Origin of the sequence: Nonlabens sp. MB-3u-79 (assembly GCF_002831625.1) — a bacterium.
Lineage (GTDB): Bacteria > Bacteroidota > Bacteroidia > Flavobacteriales > Flavobacteriaceae > Nonlabens.
Window position 1 is genome coordinate 1,892,907 of the sequence record NZ_CP025116.1, and the last position, 20,828, is coordinate 1,913,734.

General features: G+C 36.9%; 19 protein-coding genes and 2 tRNA genes. 9 read left to right on the forward strand and 12 right to left on the reverse strand.

Features of this window, described 5'->3' with window-relative positions; translation table 11 throughout:
- Positions 1 to 335: 335 nt before the first annotated feature.
- The 3 genes from CW736_RS08340 to CW736_RS08350 form a co-directional block, all read right to left on the reverse strand.
- A tRNA-Ser gene (locus CW736_RS08340) sits at positions 336 to 420 on the reverse strand.
- Positions 421 to 659: 239 nt separating this feature from the next.
- Complete coding sequence (locus CW736_RS08345; RefSeq protein WP_101013521.1) at positions 660 to 1,319, reverse strand: vancomycin high temperature exclusion protein; 660 nt, start codon at positions 1,317 to 1,319, stop codon at positions 660 to 662.
- Positions 1,319 to 1,705, reverse strand: a complete 387-nt coding sequence (locus CW736_RS08350) for an acyl-CoA thioesterase (protein WP_101013522.1) — start codon at positions 1,703 to 1,705, stop codon at positions 1,319 to 1,321. The genes CW736_RS08345 and CW736_RS08350 overlap by 1 nt, the downstream gene beginning before the upstream one ends.
- Positions 1,706 to 1,895: 190 nt before the next feature.
- Between CW736_RS08350 and CW736_RS08355 the strand changes: the two genes are divergently transcribed.
- Entirely contained in the window at positions 1,896 to 2,522 is a 627-nt protein-coding gene (locus tag CW736_RS08355; RefSeq protein ID WP_101015082.1) for an NAD(P)H-dependent oxidoreductase, read from the forward strand.
- 252 nt (positions 2,523 to 2,774) lie between these two features.
- On the opposite strand, the gene CW736_RS08360 is transcribed toward CW736_RS08355, so the two are convergent.
- Entirely contained in the window at positions 2,775 to 3,590 is an 816-nt protein-coding gene (locus CW736_RS08360) for a DUF4249 family protein (RefSeq protein WP_101013523.1), read from the reverse strand.
- 3 nt (positions 3,591 to 3,593) lie between these two features.
- Positions 3,594 to 5,957, reverse strand: a complete 2,364-nt coding sequence (locus CW736_RS08365) for a TonB-dependent receptor (protein ID WP_101013524.1) — start codon at positions 5,955 to 5,957, stop codon at positions 3,594 to 3,596.
- A gap of 166 nt (positions 5,958 to 6,123) precedes the next feature.
- On the opposite strand from CW736_RS08365, the gene CW736_RS08370 reads away from it, so the two are divergent.
- The 3 genes from CW736_RS08370 to CW736_RS08380 all read left to right on the forward strand — a co-directional run bounded on the left by CW736_RS08370 (position 6,124) and on the right by CW736_RS08380 (position 9,403).
- Positions 6,124 to 7,092, forward strand: a complete 969-nt coding sequence (locus tag CW736_RS08370) for an NAD(P)H-dependent flavin oxidoreductase (protein WP_101013525.1) — start codon at positions 6,124 to 6,126, stop codon at positions 7,090 to 7,092.
- 295 nt (positions 7,093 to 7,387) lie between these two features.
- Positions 7,388 to 8,944 (forward strand): NAD(P)/FAD-dependent oxidoreductase, encoded by a 1,557-nt coding sequence (locus tag CW736_RS08375; protein ID WP_101013526.1) that lies wholly within the window; start codon positions 7,388 to 7,390, stop codon positions 8,942 to 8,944.
- Positions 8,945 to 9,025: 81 nt separating this feature from the next.
- On the forward strand, positions 9,026 to 9,403 hold the full coding sequence (locus CW736_RS08380; protein WP_101013527.1) for a hypothetical protein: 378 nt from the start codon (positions 9,026 to 9,028) through the stop codon (positions 9,401 to 9,403).
- Positions 9,404 to 9,521: 118 nt separating this feature from the next.
- Here CW736_RS08380 and CW736_RS08385 read toward each other — a convergent pair whose 3' ends face one another.
- Positions 9,522 to 10,043: an adenine phosphoribosyltransferase gene (locus tag CW736_RS08385; protein ID WP_101013528.1), complete on the reverse strand. Its 522-nt coding sequence runs from the start codon at positions 10,041 to 10,043 to the stop codon at positions 9,522 to 9,524.
- Between the two features lie 166 nt (positions 10,044 to 10,209).
- Here CW736_RS08385 and CW736_RS08390 point away from each other — a divergent pair.
- A tRNA-Arg gene (locus CW736_RS08390) sits at positions 10,210 to 10,286 on the forward strand.
- 208 nt (positions 10,287 to 10,494) lie between these two features.
- Here CW736_RS08390 and CW736_RS08395 read toward each other — a convergent pair.
- From CW736_RS08395 to CW736_RS08410, 4 genes are all read right to left on the reverse strand, one after another.
- Complete coding sequence (locus CW736_RS08395; RefSeq protein WP_198519310.1) at positions 10,495 to 10,686, reverse strand: hypothetical protein; 192 nt, start codon at positions 10,684 to 10,686, stop codon at positions 10,495 to 10,497.
- 28 nt (positions 10,687 to 10,714) lie between these two features.
- A complete protein-coding gene (locus CW736_RS08400; RefSeq protein ID WP_232735323.1) occupies positions 10,715 to 11,656 on the reverse strand; it encodes a hypothetical protein in 942 nt (313 codons plus the stop codon).
- 167 nt (positions 11,657 to 11,823) lie between these two features.
- Positions 11,824 to 12,447, reverse strand: a complete 624-nt coding sequence (locus CW736_RS08405; RefSeq protein WP_232735324.1) for a Fic/DOC family N-terminal domain-containing protein — start codon at positions 12,445 to 12,447, stop codon at positions 11,824 to 11,826.
- A gap of 156 nt (positions 12,448 to 12,603) precedes the next feature.
- Complete coding sequence (locus CW736_RS08410; protein ID WP_101013530.1) at positions 12,604 to 14,952, reverse strand: transglycosylase domain-containing protein; 2,349 nt, start codon at positions 14,950 to 14,952, stop codon at positions 12,604 to 12,606.
- 727 nt (positions 14,953 to 15,679) lie between these two features.
- Between CW736_RS08410 and CW736_RS08415 the strand changes: the two genes are divergently transcribed.
- Positions 15,680 to 16,060 (forward strand): hypothetical protein, encoded by a 381-nt coding sequence (locus tag CW736_RS08415; RefSeq protein ID WP_101013531.1) that lies wholly within the window; start codon positions 15,680 to 15,682, stop codon positions 16,058 to 16,060.
- Positions 16,061 to 16,078: 18 nt separating this feature from the next.
- Here CW736_RS08415 and CW736_RS08420 read toward each other — a convergent pair whose 3' ends face one another.
- Both CW736_RS08420 and CW736_RS08425 read right to left on the reverse strand, forming a co-directional pair.
- Positions 16,079 to 17,389: a dicarboxylate/amino acid:cation symporter gene (locus CW736_RS08420; protein ID WP_101013532.1), complete on the reverse strand. Its 1,311-nt coding sequence runs from the start codon at positions 17,387 to 17,389 to the stop codon at positions 16,079 to 16,081.
- A 219-nt stretch (positions 17,390 to 17,608) separates the two neighbouring features.
- The gene (locus tag CW736_RS08425; protein ID WP_101013533.1) at positions 17,609 to 18,211 is read right to left on the reverse strand and encodes a WG repeat-containing protein; all 603 of its coding nucleotides are present in this window, start codon (positions 18,209 to 18,211) and stop codon (positions 17,609 to 17,611) included.
- 325 nt (positions 18,212 to 18,536) lie between these two features.
- Here CW736_RS08425 and CW736_RS08430 point away from each other — a divergent pair, with 325 nt between their 5' ends.
- From CW736_RS08430 to CW736_RS08445, 3 genes are all read left to right on the forward strand, one after another.
- Complete coding sequence (locus CW736_RS08430; RefSeq protein WP_101013534.1) at positions 18,537 to 19,478, forward strand: aldo/keto reductase; 942 nt, start codon at positions 18,537 to 18,539, stop codon at positions 19,476 to 19,478.
- A gap of 765 nt (positions 19,479 to 20,243) precedes the next feature.
- Entirely contained in the window at positions 20,244 to 20,453 is a 210-nt protein-coding gene (locus tag CW736_RS08440; protein ID WP_101013536.1) for a hypothetical protein, read from the forward strand.
- A gap of 77 nt (positions 20,454 to 20,530) precedes the next feature.
- Positions 20,531 to 20,821 (forward strand): arsenate reductase family protein, encoded by a 291-nt coding sequence (locus tag CW736_RS08445; RefSeq protein WP_232735325.1) that lies wholly within the window; start codon positions 20,531 to 20,533, stop codon positions 20,819 to 20,821.
- The last annotated feature ends 7 nt before the right edge of the window (positions 20,822 to 20,828 follow it).

Genomic DNA, 20,828 nt, shown 5'->3' on the forward strand with positions numbered 1-20,828 from the left:
TAGTTGTAGATGCTCTTTAAGAGTTGGTAACTAATGGGATACCACGAGCTCCAACGACTCAGTAATACTTAGTTTATAGCCGAACTGGCAGAGAATTATTCTCACCTTCTGAAAAGGCACAAGGTTTAGGATTTGATGCGGATACAGGCCGGGACTTCATCGGGTTGGAAAACCTCCAAATCAGCTAGTGACTGGCGCAGAGACCTCTTATTGGAAAAACAACTATTTAAAGAGGATCAACAGTTTGTTTTAGTAAGGTCATGTTTCCGTCATAAGCAATACAACAAACGCTAAAATAAAAAACCCTGATAATCAGATGATTATCAGGGTTACTGCGGAGAAGAAGGGATTCGAACCCCTGGAGGTTTAACCCTCGCTGGTTTTCAAGACCAGTGCATTCGACCACTCTGCCACTTCTCCTAGTCATTCAACAAAAAATACTTTTTGTTTAAGCGGTTGCAAATATACAATTATTCTTTAAAAATTGAGCGTAATAATAAAAAAACATACCGAATTCTATTTTTATAATTCCAAGAGAAAACCTCAACCTAAATTTTAAAATTCCCATAAAAATTTGATAAGTATTTGAAGAACATTTTTCACTTTATTATATATGAAAGATGGAATTTGTAAACCTCTAACCTATAACTCCTAATAAATCAACCTTTATCATGAGACAGTTTACTGTCGCCGGTAATCGGGATCACCTTTCCAGAATAGGTTGGGGTTTTTTCAATATTAAGTTCTATCCAAGCTTTCATATTTGCCAGCCACTCTCTTCTTGCAAATCTACTGTTGCCGGGGTACTCATGCTGATCTGCTACATAACCCTGCACATTCAACCCCATATTTTTACCAATATAAATTGCTCTAGGGAGGTGAAATTCTTGTGTAAATACAATCGCACTTTTTACCTTAAAAACATCCCTAGCTCTAAACATAGTGTCGTATGTATCAAAGCCCGCATGATCTAAGAAAATATCTTTGTCCGGAACTCCTCTATCGTTGAGGTAATTCTTCATGGCGTTTACTTCATCGTAGTTTTTTTTACCGTGATCACCGCTCAGAAGGAATTTTTTAAACTTTTTGTTTTCATAAGCTAGTAATGCTGCATCCACGCGATCTTGTAGGATAAGAGAAAGACTTTTATCTGGTTTTACACTTGCACCTAGAACAATACCAGTATAAGCCTCTTTAAGTTGGTTTACATCTGTTACAATAAGATCTCTGGAGGTGCGCTTAACGTGCAGTTGAAGAATGAGGATACCTACTACAGCTAAGATGACACTAAAAACGAGTATGTTTAATATGCTGCGCATTAAATGATAGATGTAGGTTTTTTGTCGTCGCCTATGGCGACAAAAGTAAAGATTCCGGTCACCACTTTTTCACGAGAATAGCTGTACATATCTTCCATATAAATGCTGGTTTCTACCACACAACTGGTCTTACCTACTTTAGAAATATGACCTACCATTTCAATAATACTTCCCTGTGGGATAGGTTTTTTAAAATCTATTTTATCAGTGCTTATAGTCACTACTTTTTTTCTAGAGAATCGAGTGGCGCAAATAAAAGAAACTTCGTCCATAAGCTGTAGAGCCATACCCCCGAAAAGCGTGTCGTAATGATTGGTTGTATTAGGAAAAACAGCCTTGAAAATGCTCGTCTTGGATTCCTTAATTCGTAAATCGATGTCCTTCATTGAAAAATCTTATAGTAAAGCCCTTAATGGACATGAGTTGAACGTTATTTTTGCATATTAATTAGAAAAGTATTGGTGTGGATCTCGCTTTCTATTCTCATTTGAAAATAGAACTTTATCCTGTACTTGATTCAGTTCTAAAGCAGAATATTTACCAAATTCTCAACTACAAAGATAACGTATGACAACTATGGATAGTATAGAAAGTTTGCAATGGAGATATGCAACCAAAAAATTTGATTCTGAAAAAAAACTGGAAACAAGCCAATTGGAGTTGCTTGCTCAAGCCTTTAATCTTACCGCTACATCTTACGGTTTACAACCTTGCAAGTTAATTGTTGTTCAAGATCAAGACCTTAAAGAGAAAATGGTGCCTCATTCTTATGGTCAGATGCAAGTTAAAGATGCCAGTGCTGTATTAGTGATATGCACAACTGCTGTAGATGAACAATATGTAAAAGATTATTTTTCTATAGTTAAAAAGGAGCGTAACACACCAGATGAGGTGATTCAACCTTTTCAAGATTTCTTAACAAGTACCTTTTCCAAGAAAGAGTCTGAAGAAATTGAATTGTGGGCAAAGAACCAAGCTTATTTGATTTTAGGAAACTTACTCACCGTTTGCGCCCAACAGCAAATCGATTCCTGTCCTATGGAAGGTTTTGTGCCTGAGAAAATAGATGAATTACTAGATTTAAAAAACAAAGGTTTAAAAAGCACCTTACTACTTCCTGTGGGGTACCGAGCGACTGACGACTCCATGTCTCAATTAAAAAAGGTACGTCGACCACAGCAGGAGATGGTTTTCTATTTATAGAAAGTAGTAAAATAATAGAATATAGAATCCGCTACGAACTAAATAAAAAGCGGTAAGCATGATTTGATGTGTAATCCTATTCTAAATGCATTGATTTTTAAACTGTAGTTTGTAAAGGGTTCCTTAGAAAAAAAAAGAGTGATTTTCATTTTGAAAATCACTCTTTTTTATGTTTAAAATTTATTTTGTCTACTGTCTACTGTCTACTGTCTACTGTCTACTGTCTACTGTCTACTGTCTACTGCCTTCTGTCTACTGAAGGGTATATTCAATTTCAAAAGCCTCAGAAATTCTAAAGTACCCAAATGGGGACCGCTTTGAATCTGTGGTATTGATGATGTTACCTCTTACAACCGCTGGTTGTGTAGCAAATGGACCGCCACCTCCTTCTCCTGCTTGTTGTAACAGGGTCTCATAGAAGTTAAAACAACGCTGGTCTATTCCTATGATGCGTATAGTTGCCACTGTTCCAGGAACTGCTTCTTCTATAAAAAAGGTAGTTTGAGTGCGGTTTCCATCACTAAACTCGTCATCTCTGGTGTCTACTTGCTCATTGTCTATATCAGTATATTCAAAAAGGTAATAATTACCAAGACCTGAAGGATCGTTAAAGAAAGCAGTGACCTCAGTAAGATCATCTCCAAAACCGCTTATAGTCTCTTGCTCTACATCTGTAAATGGTACCGTAGGCTCTAAACTTTCGGTAGCGGTGTAGATATCTCCGTTATCATTAATAGTTAAGGTGTAGCTGTTTTCAGTAGGATTGTTCATTCTTATAAATGGAAAGTTAGTGCTATAAACTCCATCTGAGACAAAAGGAATAGGGATGAGGCTGCCATCGGCATCAGTGATGCTGACTAAGGCATCATTTACAAAAACGATTTCCTCGTCATAAAACCCGGCAGATCTAGTAAGTTGTACTCTAGTAGAAGAGGTTCCAGATTCGTTGAGCTCTATGGAGGCATCTATAACTAGTCGTGGATCTGAATTATTGAGATCTAATTGAACTACATCAGAGCAAGAGGAGAACAATAATAAAGTAACTGCATATATATATAAATTCTTCATCTCTTAAAATTTAAAATTATAAGTAATTGCAGGAATAACTCCAAAAATAGCAAGCCTTGTCGCTTCATTTCTATTGGTATCTTCATTCTCTGCAAAGGAGATACTCACCGCATTTCTTCTGTTGTAAGCATTGTATAAGCTAAAAACCCAACTCGATTGCCAGCCGTTTTTCTTATTGGGTTTAGGAGTGTAAGTAGCAGAGAAATCCAATCGATGCACAATAGGCAAGCGGCTGCTATTTCTAGCTTCAAACGTAGGGATAAACAAACCGTCAAATTCATACTGCCCATTCGGATAGGTAATAGGTTGTCCGGTTTGTAAGGTAAAATTAGCTCCTAGATCCCATTTCCTATTGAGTTCATAATTTGCCGTTAGGGTAAGGTCGTGTGTTTTATCCCAAGCAGCGCTGTACCATTCTCCATTATTAATTCCAGGTTCTAAAGCAGTTCTTCCAGGCGTGCGTTGTTCACTTCTGGAAAGTGTGTAGGCGATCCATCCTTGAAGTTTCCCTTCATTTTTTCTAAGTAAAACCTCCAGACCATAAGCTCGAGCTTCTCCTTCTAATAAAATTTGCTCTACGGCATCATTGGCAATTAAATCGGCACCATCTATATAATCCAGTCTGTTTTGAACGGTTTTATAAAAGGTTTCGGTTTCTATGGAGTAGTTTCCTATATTCTTAAAGAAACCAGCAGCGACTTGAGTTCCCTTTTGTGGTTCTATAAAGGTTCCGCTAGGAACATAAAGATCAAATGGAGTAGGAGCATTGGTATTAGAAATCAAGTGTATATATTGATTGATACGCTGGTAGCTGGCTTTGATACTTGTATTGTCATCTAAGGAGTAAGCGATGGAAAACCTAGGCTCTAAGTTGACAAAGGACTTTAGGGTTTCACTGCGACTGCTAGAAAAAGAAGCTGTAGGGGCTGCACTTTCATAAATTTCTAAATCTTCATTGTATAAGAGAGGTTGGTTATTTTCATAGATATGAAGACTTTCTTGTCCTAACCTATTGAAACTACTTATTCTTAAACCTGCATTGATATTGATTTGGTTACTTATTTTAAACTCTCCATCTGCATAGACGCCATTTTCCCAAGCGTATTTTTTAATCAGCTGCCGGTCGTTGATACCACTTGTAGAAGTAGTAGGCTTTATTCTTCCTGGATCAAACTCGTAATAAATGGAGTTGATACCGTATTTCATTTTTACCTTATCATTTACAAAATTAGTAAGGTCGTATTTTACATTCATATTAGTAATACCACTATCAAAGGTAAACTCGACAAATTGTAACTCCAGTCCGTAGTTGTAATCGCTATAAATTACAGAAGCGTTGGAAAACCATTTTTCATTATAAATATGGTTCCATCTGACATTCACAAAACTGTTACCGAAAGTGTTACCAAAAAGATTATTCACATTAAAGACATCCCTACCAAAGTAACTGGACATATAAAGACGGTTATTATCATCTAGATTAAAACTGGCTTTAGCGTTGAGGTCGTAGAAATAAGCAACATTATCTACGTCAAATAATGGCAAGAATAAATGCGCATAACTACTACGTCCTCCTATTAAAAAGGAGGCCTTTTCTTTAATAATAGGACCTTCAAATAGCAACCTGCTTGCTACAACGCCTATTCCTCCTGTACCGCTAAACTTTTGTTTGTTTCCATCACGTTGATAAATGTCCAGTACACTAGAAACGCGACCGCCATATCGTGCTGGGATTCCACCTTTGTACAGTTTTAAATCTTTTATGGCATCTGGGTTGAAGACCGAGAAAAAGCCAAATAAGTGGTCACTTCCATAAAGAGTAGCTTCATCTAGTAGTACCAAGTTCTGGTCTGCAGCGCCACCTCTTACATTAAAACCAGCAGATCCTTCACCGGCATTACTAACTCCAGGAAGTAATGTAAGTGCTTTGATGAGATCAGTTTCTCCCAGTACTACAGGAACTTTCCTAATCGTTTCTATAGAAAGTGCGTTTACACTCATTTGAGGTGATTTAGTGCTCATTTTCTCCACATCTGCAGTGATGACAATGGCGTCTAGTTCCTCACCTTGTTCTTTTAGGGACAGGTCTATTTTTATGTTATCGTTGAGAGAGATCTTTTTTTCTACAGTGGCATATCCTATGCTGGAATATTGCACGGTATAAGCTCCTGTAGGCAAGGTGATCGAATAATAACCGTAGGCATTGGTAATGGTTCCGGTTTGTAATTCGATGATGCTTACCGTAACGTTGAGCAAAGTTTCACCAGTTCCATCTTCGATAACGGTCCCGGAGAGCGTGGCTTTTTGTGAGTACGCTTTCGCGAAAGCGAGAAAGGTAAAAACTCCTATGAGTACAATATTCTTCAATAGTTAGGTTTTAGGTCTTGAAAATTAATGATGTAAATAAAAATATCCTGCAAAAATAAAGGCCAAATGCTTCCCAAAGCGAACCTTTACATTTAATTTAATATCTTTTTAAACTAGGGTGCAAACATCATAAATCACTTTAGTAACTTTGATAAAAACTATTTCCATGACAACAGCACAACTTACCGACCAACTTTCCTTACCTGTAGTGGCAGCGCCTATGTTTTTAATATCTGGGCCAGAACTTGTCATTTCTTGTTGTAAAAACGGAATAGTAGGTACATTTCCAGCGTTGAATCAACGATCTAGTGAAGGTTTTGAAGAATGGTTGGTGCAGATCAAAACAGAACTCACACAATGGGAAGAAGAAACGGGGAAGAAAGCAGCGCCTTTTGGTGTGAACTTGATTGTTCATGGCAGTAATCCACGACTTCAAGCAGATTTGATGTTGTGCATGAAGCATCAAGTGCCGTTGATCATTACTTCTTTAGGAGCAGTAAGTGATGTGGTAGATGCGGTACATAGTTATGGAGGTGTTGTTTTTCACGATGTGATAAAAAAACGCCATGCTCAAAAAGCACAAGAAGCAGGAGTAGACGGATTGATCTTAGTTTGTGCAGGAGCAGGAGGACATGCGGGCATTCTCAATCCGATGCCTTTTATAAGAGAAGTTAAAGAGTTCTTTGACGGTACCATTTTGCTTGCCGGAGCCATGAGTTCTGGTCAGGACGTTGCTAGTGCTTTACAAATGGGTGCAGATCTCGCTTATATGGGAACACGTTTTATCAATACAGAAGAATCTAAGGCAACAGACGAATACCGAGACATGATCATAAAGGCTGGTTGTAGTGATATCGTATACACTGCTGCCATCTCTGGTGTGAGTGCTAATTTTTTAGGCGATAGTTTGCAAGCCGCAGGAATTACAGAAGAGCAAATGAAAGCCAAAGTGAAAATTGACTTTGGTAAAGAAATGGATACCGAAGCCAAAGCCTGGAAAACCATCTGGAGCGCGGGACAAGGTAGTGCCACTATAAAAGAGAGTATGCCAACCGAAGCCCTTATAGCTAGAATGAAAGCAGAATTTAAAGCCGCTATAGAAAAGCAAATAGAAAACTTGAAAAAGTACAGTTGATTCATATGACCCTTTGTTGATTTGTTGATGTCGCGATTTGAGGAGATAGAAAAGGTCGATCTCGGCTGAGTCGAGCGTCGGAAAGGTGGAAAGGAATTTGTTTTAGATAATTTATTATTTTTCGTTCTAAAGACTTCTTTTTAGAGCGTTTCAACTAGTAGTTTTGTAGGTAATAGATGTAAAACTCAAAACGTTCTCGACTCTCGCTCCAATTGACATATCACTTGGAACTTTGAACGTTCATTTTTGATTTTTGATTTTTCATTTTGGAATTTTTTCCAATTACCTTTGCCCCATGAGCCAACTTGTACAAATTTCTATTTTACCGCATCATCTAGAAGATGAAGATCATATCCTGAAGAAGGTTTTTGAAAAAATAGATTTGCGCATGGATGATGTCCAGAAGTGGAATATCAGAAAGCGCTCAATAGATGCAAGACAGAAAAAAGTAACATTCAATTTACAAATAGAAATATGGCTTAAAGGAGAAGATATTCCTCAAAGAGAAGTGTTTCAAATTCAAGATGTTTCTCAGTCAAAAGAAGTTGCCATCATAGGAGCTGGTCCCGCAGGTTTATATGCAGCATTAAGAGCTATTGAGGGCGGCTTAAAACCTATCGTCTATGAACGTGGTAGAGATGTACGCTCTAGAAGACGGGATCTTGCTGCGATTAATAAAGATCATATCGTCAACCCAGAATCCAACTATTGTTTTGGAGAAGGAGGGGCTGGAACCTACAGTGATGGTAAATTATATACCAGATCTAAGAAAAGAGGGAATGTGTTAAAAGCCTTGGAGTGGTTTGTTGATTTTGGCGCTATACCTGATATACTGGTAGATGCACATCCTCATATAGGGACTAATAAGTTACCGCAAATCATTACTTCTATGCGAGAAGCGATTGAAAAAGCTGGTGGAAAAGTACATTTTGAAGCTAAAATGACTGACATACGTCACGAGAATCAACAAATTAATGCGATTCAGATTAATGACAAGGAATGGATTGCCTACGACAACCTCATACTAGCAACTGGTCATTCAGCTAGGGATATTTTTTATTTGCTTCACAAAAGAGGTATAAAAGTACAGGCAAAATCATTTGCTATAGGAGTACGGGTAGAACACCAACAAGAATTGATTGATCAGATTCAATACCATGGGGATGATCAAAATCCTTATTTGCCGCCGGCTAGTTACAGCCTTGTAGAGCAAGTAGACGGAATGGGAGTTTACTCTTTTTGTATGTGCCCTGGTGGTATTATTGCACCATGTGCTACAGCTACCGATGAGGTGGTTACGAATGGCTGGAGCCCGAGCAAACGTAATAATCCATATGCTAACAGCGGTATTGTGGTAAGCGTATCTCCAGAAGATTTACCTAACTACGATCCTGAAGATCCATTTGTATCCCTTAATTTTCAGAAAAAAGTGGAATATGATTGTTGGGTTGCTGCTGGGAAAACTCAAAAGGTTCCAGCGCAACGTATGCAGGACTTTGTGGAAGGAAAACTGTCTACAGACTTCCCTAAAACCTCGTATTACCCGGGTTTAACTAGTGTTGATTTGAACAAAGTACTTCCAGAAATGCTGGCCACTCGTTTAAGTGCTGCTTTTATTGCCTTCGGTAAAAAGATGAAAGGCTACTATACCAACGACGCTGTGCTGCATGCTCCAGAAAGTCGCACAAGCTCACCAGTAAGTATACCTAGAGACCCCTTTACAATGGAGCATATAGAAATCAAAGGTTTATATCCTTGTGCCGAAGGAGCAGGATATGCTGGAGGTATTATTAGCGCAGCAATAGATGGGATCAACTGCATGGATCGCATCATTGAAAAGAAAAACCTGTAAATAAAACTTCTTTATTTAAATGATTACTATTCTTTATATCCAAATAAGCTTTTAATTTTACAACGAATTATAAGAACCCCTATGTTACCTATCACCTATTACGACTTATCCTATGCAGAGCTTTTTGTATTCCCTAAATACATGATTGCGCAAATGAAGTCAGGAATCATCCTCGCACCAGAAAATAATGACGAACTCAACGCCATTGCACAAAATCACTTTGCAGGTAAGAACTTTGTTTACATATCCAACCGTATTTTTGATTATAATGTGAGTCCGGTTATATATTTGGAAGCCTCAAAAATCCCCAACCTTATAGGCATGTCTATAGTTACCGATAAAGAAAAACGCACTGCTCTATTTGAAAGTAAGTTCTATGCAAAAGAGTTTCTGGTAGCTTCTACTATTGAGGAAGCAGTAAATTGGGCTGTTGACTTAATAGAAAAAAATAAACCTTAATAAAAGCAGGCTTTAGTCGGTAGTCAAGTTTCCTAGAAATTCCTATTTTAACAAAAATTAGAAGTTCATCAAAGATTCACTTTTCGGCCTTCTGTAGATATTTGAACCGACGCCGAGACTAATAATGGAGTATGGCGTGTAGGTCATGTCCTGATAAAAGTGCTCTTCCTTTTAAAAAATCAAGCTCGATTATAAAGCTATAGCCTAATATAGAAGCTCCAGTTTGATTGATTAATGAATATGCCGCTGCTGCAGTACCTCCGGTGGCTAGCACGTCATCATGAATAAGAACGCTATCGGTACTTTTAATAGCAGCTTCCTGCATTTCAATAGTGTCAGACCCGTACTCTAGTTGATATTCTTGACTCATGATCTTTCCTGGTAGTTTACCAGGTTTGCGTATCATAACAAATTTTGCATTCAGCGCTTTTGCCATGAGCATTCCAAATAGAAAGCCTCGTGATTCTATTCCAACAACTACATCAATTTTTTGATCTTGAAAAGGCTCGATTAATGCTTGAGTCATTTGATCTCTAGCCTCCTGAGAGGCTAATAATGGTGAGATATCTTTGAAAATAATACCTGGTTTTGGAAAATCAGGAATGTCTATGATATGTTGTGCTAAGAAAGGATTGTTCATGGGTTAAATATAGAAAAGGCAAGTCTTAGTTGACTATTTGAAGAAGCATATTTTAAATATAATTTCCAGAGAGAAATAATTATAAGTTTATTGTCGAATAAAGTTGGCAATATTCTAAATTCCCGTATATTTGCAGCCGCAAAAGCAACAAGCCTTTTGTTTATTAGGCCTCGTAGCATAACTGAATAGTGCACCACATTACGGCTGTGGAGGTTGCAGGTTTGAATCCTGCCGAGGTCACCATCACCCACAACGGCGTTGTGAATTAAAATATAAAAACCTTGACAAGCTCGCTTGATCAAGGTTTTTTGTTTTAAGACACTAAACTTACAAAGGCTGGTAGTGGTATGTGCAAAATGGACTTCATTCAGGATCAATAAAATTCATCCTGCCGAGGTCACTAAACGGGAATTTTCAATATTATTTTGAAAGTTCCCGTTTTTATTTTCTGCTAACTTATCTGATAGGAGGCAATTTTAGCAATAATAGAGTTCACTCTAAAAGTTTGAACTCTTTTGTTTTTGAAGTCGTACCCTAAACCGTCTGGAAAGGCCATATATTGAAGTTTTCTTTTAACCCCAATGTCTCCAGAACTCCATAACAGCGGTTGATTGTAATTGCAACAAAAAAGCGTACAAGACATGGACTAACTATTTTTTGCTATTAAGCCGTTAAAATGGTAAGACAATGGATTCTGGATTAATAAAATCTTTGGTATACGGATTTTCAAGAAAGCTAAGTGGCGGCTTTTGAAATTTAAGAATATCTTCTCTTTCAATACCGTAAACCTGCCAATAATTGGATAGCAATTGGGCATATATATCCTCATCCCAAAATCCGAAATGAGGTTGCTTACCAGCCGTTTCAACTTCTATGGTAATCCCATTGTCTTGGTTTTCAATTTTGTATTTAGGTTTGTACTGTAATATATAATCAGAATAATGAAACCTCGCGTACAACTCTTCAAACTGGACGGGATGTAAAACATGACCTTCCATTTTATCGAGGATCTCTTTTTGCTTCTCCCCAATTACCCCGTTATCTTGTAAACATGCGATAAAACCAAAGCCATTGACTCCAAATGAGAACATTAAATTAACAGCATCGTCGCGATAGCTAAAAATATCGGCAGAATATTTAAGTGGAAATACGGCGATACTCCATGGTTTTTTTCCAACGAAGGAAATCGGTTCTATTAAGGATTGTAGCATTAAATGGAAGTTACCAAAGCGTTCCCTGAGAGTGACGGAAAGCCCAAAATCTTCACCTTGCCTTAACAGTCTGTCTCTTTCATAAAGCATTTCGTAGTATAGCATACCATAGACCATTCTGCCTGTCCACAGAAAAAGCAACTCTTGATCGAGTGACGCCATGCCTTCAAAACCTTTTTTATACGCAGCCTCAACTTTTACATCCAGCTCCTCAAAAGCTGTTTTCACTTTGGAAGAACAGGGTAATTTAAGATCTCTATAATTATAAGATTTGGCTTTATCCATCATCTCAATTCTTTCATTACCTAATTTAAAATGATCCATCAGCCATCCTGGAAAAACGGTCATGTTTTCATTTGTCAAAGCTCCTGAAAGGAAGCAAAAATGTTCGTCAAAATTCAAATCCTTAAAAGGATTAAAAAGCGTTTGTGTCATCAATATTCAGATATATTAAGTTTTAAATCTTTCCAAATGTAGCCATAAATTATTGTTTGTTTTACCTAATTTATATAGAATCAAAAATCTCAAATTTTGGACAGTACCGTAAAACCTTCCCTTAAAGGAACCGCTCAACAATGTTGATTATTACGACCCATATTTTTCAGCCCAGCTCTTCCTAAAATAGGTAAGGCTGCAAGGGCGGTTTGGAAAGCAGCAAACTCACTTTTACCATTTATAAAAGTTTCCAAATTTGCTATTTTCTCTCTAATAATGGACTCTTCAGTTGGTGGCGTGTAAATGGTTTGCCCTTGCTCATTTTTTAGAGTAATTCTAGGAGTTGTTCTAATCCCAACTTTACTTTTTTTAATATTTTGTACAATTTCGATACACAAGTTTGTACTTATAAAAGGACGCTTTTCAATATCTCGCAATCCATTATAAAGCGCCTCTTTATAACTGATAACTTCTTTCGTAGCTGGATTATCAAACTTTTTGTCGGCTACCAAAGATTTATATAAATCGTCATTAGTGGTAATAATGTTTTCTATTTCAGAACTCGCTTTTGCTTCTAGTAGATGAATAGTGTCTAAGAATAAAGTAGGATTAGTTAAATTAGTTAGCATACCGTTAAGTTGTGCTAATGCTCTACTGGCATCAATAGTCTTACGTAAAACCTTAGTTGTTTCTAATATAGTTTTAGGAGGCAATAATGGTAAACCATTATAAGGATTAGTTTTATTGAAATCTTTCATTTTTAATAAGGGTAATAATTACCTGCATTAATTTAACAAGGGTAAACACATAAAAATATCACCCTCGTTAGGTACTTAGGGTAAGAATTACTCGTATTTATTAATGTAGAAAGTCTAAATGCTAACTACCAGTGCCGTTTTTTGGAAGGATAATTACTACTCATTAATTGCTGGAACCAGAAGTCGTTGAACAGAAAGGCTGTCTACTAAAACACTGTCTATCTTCATTGGTGGATAGGCTAACAAGGAATCTCTAATCCTTAAGCTTTCCATGTAGGTACTGTCATTTTTATAATAGTCAGTAGCCTCTAAGGCTTTGATATCGCTGTAATCAGGACAGGAGAAGTAGGGTTGATCGTATTCAAAATTAGTCAACAAGGGGTTTTTCCAACGGCTTAAACTTTTAAACATATTTGCTACCATAGGCATTGCTGTACCAGCACCACTACCCATATAAGTGCTTTCAAAATGCACTCGCTTATCTCGAGCACCTACCCATGAGCCTATCACGATTTCTGGGGAGCAAGCAATAAACCAACCATCACCATTATTCTGCGTAGTACCTGTTTTTCCTATGATGTTATAAGGGATTCCATAATTGCTAAAACCAGCACCAGTTCCATTTGTTAAGACTTCTTCCATCATTTGTTGAAGTTTTTTGACGCTTTGTCTACTCGCCACCTTAGCTTCATATTTAGGCTTTGCTTGGTATAAAACAGTTCCTTTTTGATCGGTTATTTTTTGAATCATGTAGGGTTTTACAAGACTTCCACCATTAGAAATACTTGCGTATGCCGTTACCATTTCCATCAAGCTGATAGGTGCTGTTCCCAAAACTATGGAAGGAACCTCTGGAATATCAGAGGTAATGCCCATTTTTATTGCTTTTTTGATCGTATTTGGAACACCTACCTGTAATTGCAATGCTGCCGATACGGTATTCACACTATTAGCCAGCGCACCGTGTAAACTATAGCTGCCGCCATAGCTGCCGTTGCTGTTTTTGGGTTGCCAGTCTTCGTATTTACTATATTTACGAAGGAAGTTGTCGTAAAAAGTGCAGGGATCAACACCTTGCTCCAAGGCCGTGAGATAGGTGATAGGTTTGAATGTAGAGCCTACCTGGTTTTTACCTTTAATGTTATCTATTTGCGAGAATCCATAATCAATACCGCCTAAATAGCCCATAATGGCACCGCTACGGCTGTTCATGGCAAGAATCCCCGTATGTAGACGTACTAGGGAACTTATCATACTATCTTGCACGGACTGTTGTCGCAGTTCAAATCCTTTTCCTATTTCCCAGTATTTTTTGGCTTCAGGTTTTTGGAGGTATTGGTTTATTTCGTTTTCTGTTTTCCCTTCTGCAAGCATTTTTTTTACAATGGGTTGAATGGACATAAGGTTTGCAATAAAAGCTTGTTTCCCACCTTGGGTGGTGGTGTTGGTCCAGTTCTTATCCATCAGTTTTTGCAATTTGGCCATTTGTCGTTCCATAGACTGCTCTGCATATTTTTGAATATGAGGCTGCAGCGTTGTGTAAACTTGTAAACCGTCTAGTTCCAGGTCATAGACTGCTCCGTCAGTTCTGGGGTTGTTTGCTGCCCAAGAATTAAATTCTGCTCTTACGTAATCTTTATAATATCCAGAAAGGGAGGAGTTTTTTTCCGCGGGACGGTATTTAAGAGTCAACTCTGTTTTTGCAGCATCAGCCTCCTCTTGAGTAATAGCGTTATTTTTTACCATTTGTGCCAGAACAACGTTTCTTCGGTTTGTCGAGTTGATAGGGTTTTTTCTTGGATTGTAATAGGTCGGTGCTTTAAGCACTCCTACCAGTGTTGCACATTCTGCAAGGCTTAATTTTGCTGGAGTCTTACTAAAAAACCGTTGAGCAGATTTCTCGATTCCGTATAGGTTTTCACCAAAGGATACGGTATTAAAATACAGTAACAGCAGTTCTTCTTTGGTATAAATGTTCTCTAAACGTTTTGCTATAATAAGTTCCCGCATTTTATTAATGGGCGTGCTCAATAGCCACATTTCTTTGCGTCCAAAAATATTTTTTGCGATTTGTTGGGTAACAGTGCTACCGCCGCCTTTTCCTTGTTGCATTAAAATAGACTTTACAAAAACTCGGGCATAACTTTTATAGTCGATACCTGAATGCTCGTAAAATCGCACATCTTCTGTGGCTACTAAAGCCTTTATTAGATAAGGGTTTAATTCTAAGGAGTCAATATTGCTGCGATTTTGAAGATAGAAATAAGCGATAGGCTTTTTATCACTACCATAAACTGTAGATGTTACAGGATTTTCAAGCTTGGCCAATTCCGTCTCATTGGGTACATGACCGAATATCCCTATATAAGTACCTGCAAATAAAATCGCAACAAAAGCAAATCCTGAAAGCATCAAATAGGCTAAGCACACAAATGGATGCTTTTTCAAATAATTGAAAAAGCTCGTTGCTTTAGCGGCTATTTTTTGTCGAAATGTTGTTGCCATAATTTGAAAGTTCTAAACGAATATTTAAAACGAATTTAGCTTGTTTTACGGTAATAAATTAAGATAATAATTCCTATTGTTTTTATTTAATATAGGAACTATTCAAATAAGAAGTATCTCCCTGTTTATATATAAATAAACCCTCCACTACCAACTAATTCAGGGTTTTAGATACCGTAAAAGAGAATCTTATTTCCTGATTAGCTAAACAACTAGACCTCTTAATCCAGCTATGGACTGATTTAAAGTAAGCTTATTACTACGCTGAAAGTGGCGACCTGCATACAGGAAGGGGGTCTTTTGGTTAGTCCATTAAATAATTACTAAGCACGGCTACGCAGATGGAGCTTTTTTTTTAAAATAATAATAATGGAGTACCTGTTTTTTCACATATTTTCTACATCTATCAATAATCTTAATTTCCATGATTTAAGTCATAGGTGCTCTTTTACGTAATAGCTAGCTTTACATATGAGGTGACAAAAAAAAGGCATCTAGTCACACGGCTTTTACTGCGCAGTATCAGCTCATTTATTAAGGGATAAAAATATAGACCGAAACAAACACTTAGCTCATGAGATTGATTTTCACCATTTTAATGTGACCTAATTGTTCACCTCTGGAAACATCCCTTTAGAAAATCAAATCACATACTAATTAAATTGGATAAATTCATAATAGACACGAGGGGAGTTGCTAGGTTGTAGAAATATAAAATATATAAAAAATGAAAGCACAAAAAACACTAGGCATTTGGATGGATCATGCTACGGCACATTTGATAGATTTAGAGTCTACAAAAAACAATCACTCGATAGTATCAGGTTTTACTTTTGATACACAAGAAGAGGCCTTGAGTAGAAGTGAAAATCTGATGCATAACAAAAGAAAGCAAATGCGTGAAGCTTACTACAAGGAAATTGCAGCTGCTATTTTAAAATATGACCATGTGCTTCTATTTGGTCCTACCAATGCAAAAACAGAACTGTACAATTATGTGAATGCCGACTCAGGTTTTAAGAATATAAAAATAGTAACTATAGCGGCCGATAAAATGACCGATAATCAGAAGCTTGCTTTTGTCAGAAATTATTTTCAACGGGCATAATACATTTGATCATATTACTTATTTGACATTTAATTTTGTCCCATAAAACTTGTCAAATATCAGGCATGCAGTCAAATCACCAGTGACATTAACTGCAGTTCTAAACATACCCAAAATACGATCAATGCCTATGATGACAATTAGGCCATCAATAGGAATACCGGCGCTCTGAAGCACCGATGCAAGAATAATCACGCCTCCTCCAGGAATTGCAGGTGTTCCTATAGAAGCTGCTACCACAGTAAAGGTGATGAGTAGAAGGCTCATTACAGACAATTCAATACCATAAGCTTGTGCCATAAATATAGTGGTTACACATTGGAACAATGCGGTTCCATCCATATTGATGGTAGCACCTACAGGGATGACAAAGTCGCTGATATGAGAGGACACTCCTAATTCTTCATCAGCTGTTTTCATAGAGATGGGCATTACTGCTGCAGAGCTTGCTGTAGAAAACGCGAGTAGTTGTGGCTCTTTGATTGCTTTTAAAAACAATAGCGGATTTTTCTTAGTGACTGCCGATACTAGTATCAAATAGAATAGCAATAATACGAGCAGGCCTATAATAACCACCATCATGTAATACCCCAAGCCTAGGAATATTTCAATACTGGTTCTGGACAGTAAAGCTGACATTAAGCCAAAAACAGCGTAAGGAACGAGCATCATAGCCCAAGAGACTACGATCATGCATATTTTTTGAATAGCTTCAGAAAACCGAATGATGGGTTTTGCTGTTTCTGGTCGAAGTTGAGTAATGGCTACTCCTATAATGATAGTAAAAATGACCACACCCAGCATTTCTCCCGTTAGTATAGATTCCATCGGATTACTAGGAATAAGGTTGGATATCGCGTTCGGAATATTCCCGATAATGTCAGTTTGTTCGTCAGGTACTATTGGATTTTGACCACTATTAGGAAATCCACCTAGTTCAAAAACATATTGACCAGGTTTTAAAATCAGCGTTAGTAAGACTCCAATTACTATAGCTATGGAGGTGGTAAAAATGAAATAGAACAACAGCTGGAGTCCAAAAGTTTTGAGATTATTTGATGTGTTTCCTACAATTCCAGTAATTATGGATGTAAAGATTAGTGGAATCATAATCATTTGAACCATCCTCATAAAAATTTTACCAGGAAGGTCCAACCAATCAGCAATCAGCAAACTAATGTTTTCTGGAACTATTCCTGTCGATGGATTGAGTAGAACTCCAATTCCAGCCCCTAATAGGAGTCCGATAATTACTTGAAGCCATAAACGACCTTTAATAAGTTGATCTAAATGAACGGATAGGTTATTAAGAGATCTGAATTCTATCATATTTTTATTCTTCTTGTTTGATAACAGTATCAAAACATCCGTTTTTACATGAATTCGGATTGGAATCACTTCCCAAACAGTCCTTGTAAGAATTAGTGCGACAGACTTTTAACTCCGTTTTACTAATAATATTTTCATCTTTAGAGGTTGGCTATTTCCGCTTTCGCGAAAGCGAAATAAACAACAGATAAAGAGATCCTTATCACCTTTTAGTTATCCTTATTCTATTTTTAAAATACTAAACTTGTCATTATCCTCTCTAACCAATATGAGGTGAGAGGAAATAAATTTAGAGTGAATAACGGGTATGTCTTGTTGTGATTTTAATTTGTAATACAATAAGTTATGGGGTCCACGGATGTGCATTGCCATTTTGTTGGTAGTAGTGATAATTAATTCATGATAACTATAACTCACTATATTCTTACCTAGTACGTTGGTGCCAATGACCTCTGTTTTGTAAGGCTTAATAACCCTTGCAAAACCATGTTCAAAGGCTGTGGCAACTATATATTCTGTCGGGATAAGGGTTTCACCTTTGGTATTTATATAACCGTAATAAAAGATGTTTTCTCGTTCTTCTTTAATCAGGCAAAGGCCGTTACTAAATATCGGAGATTGCTCAGGGGTAGCCGCAATGTCTTTTCTAAAGTCGATGACTAGTGTTCCATTGCTATCTATAAAACCCCAACTATTATTTTTGCTTACAGCCATAAGTCCTTCATGAAAATCACCTATTTTCTCTATATTTTCAAGTTGTTGTGCACTGGTAGAGTCCACTGAACAGAAAAGGAATACCAACATTAATGTAAGAGCTCTCATATTTTTATTTTTAGTGTTTCTATTTGGGTGAAATTAAGACGCTATCTGATCTAATAAAATGAGGAATATCAGTTGGATTTAGGGAAATACGTTATTTAGTGAACAGGAATGGGATGTTAAAAACGGCTGTTTAGGGGGCTTATACACTATTTATATGCGTTTCGGTGATGTTGGTAATGCTGTTTACAAGAGTACGCAGCACCTTTTGAAATAGGCATGTTTTTCTAAAGAGGAAAACTATATAAATTAACAATTAACTTTGTTTCTTCTTTCACTTGATTTAAAAACGCTAAGCACCTCTTATAAACCTTAACCTTAGGCAAAAATGAAATACAATACCTACACCAAAAAGTCTACATTAGTTTCTGAAATTGGTTTAGGAACCTGGCAATTAGGTAAACATTCTGGTTGGAAAAGTATGTCTGAAAAACAAGCCATTGATCTGGTACGTTCCTCTGTAGAATTAGGAGTGAATTTTTTTGATACGGCACCCAATTATGGTCTTGGGACAAGTGAGATAAGGCTTGGAAAAGCCTTACATTCTTTTGATAGAAGTAAAATAGTGATCAACACAAAATTTGGCCACAGCGTTTCAGGAAAGACCAATTACAATTCCAATTATATCCGTGAATCAGTAGAGGGAAGTTTGAAAAGATTGCAAACAGATTATATAGATTCTGTGATCATGCACAGCCCTCCTTCTGAATATTTAGATGGAAATAAAAACCCTCATTATGAGGTGTTAGAAGATTTAATGGAAGAAGGTAAAATCAATGCGTATGGTGCTTCCCTTGATACCTACAAGGACATGAAGCTATTTATGGATACCACTAACGCTAAAGTTATTGAGGCATTTTTTAATATACTGCATCAAGATACGGCTTCCGCATTTGCTTTGGCGCAAAAAAAGGAGGTTGGAATTATCGCAAAAATCCCTCTAGATTCTGGATGGCTTTCAGGGAAATATAATGCAGCAAGTACCTTTAGCGGTATCAGAAGTCGGTGGTCAAAAATGGATATCACCAACAGAAGTGATTTGATACAAAAAGTAAAACGTATCATAGACCGTGAAAATCCTTTAGCACAGTCAGCGCTTTCATTTTGTCTGGCACATGATGCTGTTTCAACCGTTATCCCAGGCAATACTTCCATTGATCAGTTAAAAAGTAATTTAGAAAGCGTCGATCAACCCATGCCTAAAGAATTGGTTAAAAAACTGGAGGATTTTTATCAAAATGAAGTGAAGCCTCTTCATCTTCCCTGGTAAATAGAAGGAGACTTGTTGGAGTTCTTATTTTTTCTAACAATAATAGCAGCCTACGGGTTGTAGAGTAGATAAATTAATATCGCTATAAATACACTAAGCCATTTAGATTCATGAGTTGGTTATCAAAAAAAACATATTGATCGAGTACACCAAGATAATACTATAGAAGAACTATTGGAATACATATAAGGGATGGTTCCCTTACCTTATGTGATATATGTCATATGATAGGGTAAAGGTTGCTGCTACATTTACTGTCTAAAATGTCATATGATGAATGATTTCAGAAATATATCAAAAGACAATTATAGTCAAGAAGGTGCCTGGCAAAAACTATACGTTCTATCAGAACAATGGAAATCAAATCTTTTGTTTTATAAAGATGATATTAGATTTTTACACCACCTTATCGATACATATTCCCTGTGGATTTCAAAAAATGCCCGTATTGAAAGGATGCAAGAAATGTAGGTCAACTTACTTAAAGTAGATCAAGAATGTGCTTTATTATTGGAAAGAACCATCTGTCAATTACAATATCTCGCCCAATCTAATGATGATCCTTTTAGACATGATTCACATCAATTTAGAGTCGAACATAAATTTTTTTAAGATGAGCTTGTTCCATTGTTAAAAGACTGTAAAACGAATCGGAAATAAGTTTTAAGATTACAGAATATATCATTGAGGGAGAAGAACTGCTGAGGCAACTTAGCATCATTTCTCAATAAGTTTTATCCATAAACTATTAATATACGCCTAGCTATGAAAAATCTTCATCATCTACTATTAGAAATAACAACACTTACGACTAAAATTGAAACAAATTATCCAGAGCTCTATCGTTCTTTAGATGAAAACCCTATGACTCTTGCCAACTCTAGTCATCCTCATGTGGATCGGGAGGCAATGGAAGAGTATTTAGAAAGTCTAAAGCAATTACTTCGACATCATGTAGAGACTCATAAAAATTGATCATGGGAGAAATAGCAAAATCAAACCGGCAAATAACACTGTTCTTTAGCTCAAATTCTTCGAGAGCAAAACAAACTTTGGCATATGCTAAAGCAGAAGGATTGCCCATTCAAGAAATTGATATTCTAAAAACAAAACTCACTGGAACCCAAATAGTCGAGCTTGCCAGTAGACTGCATCTAGAAGTAGCAGACCTCGTTAACCAAGAACATCCAGCATATTCATCTATTTTTGAACATCACAAATTATCTACAGACGATTGGATTAAAATGATACAGCATAATCCCCAGATCATGAAACAGCCTATTGCTTTACGAGGAGATACTACCATCTTAGTAGAAACCCCCGCAGATATCATTAAAATCTAGATCGAGT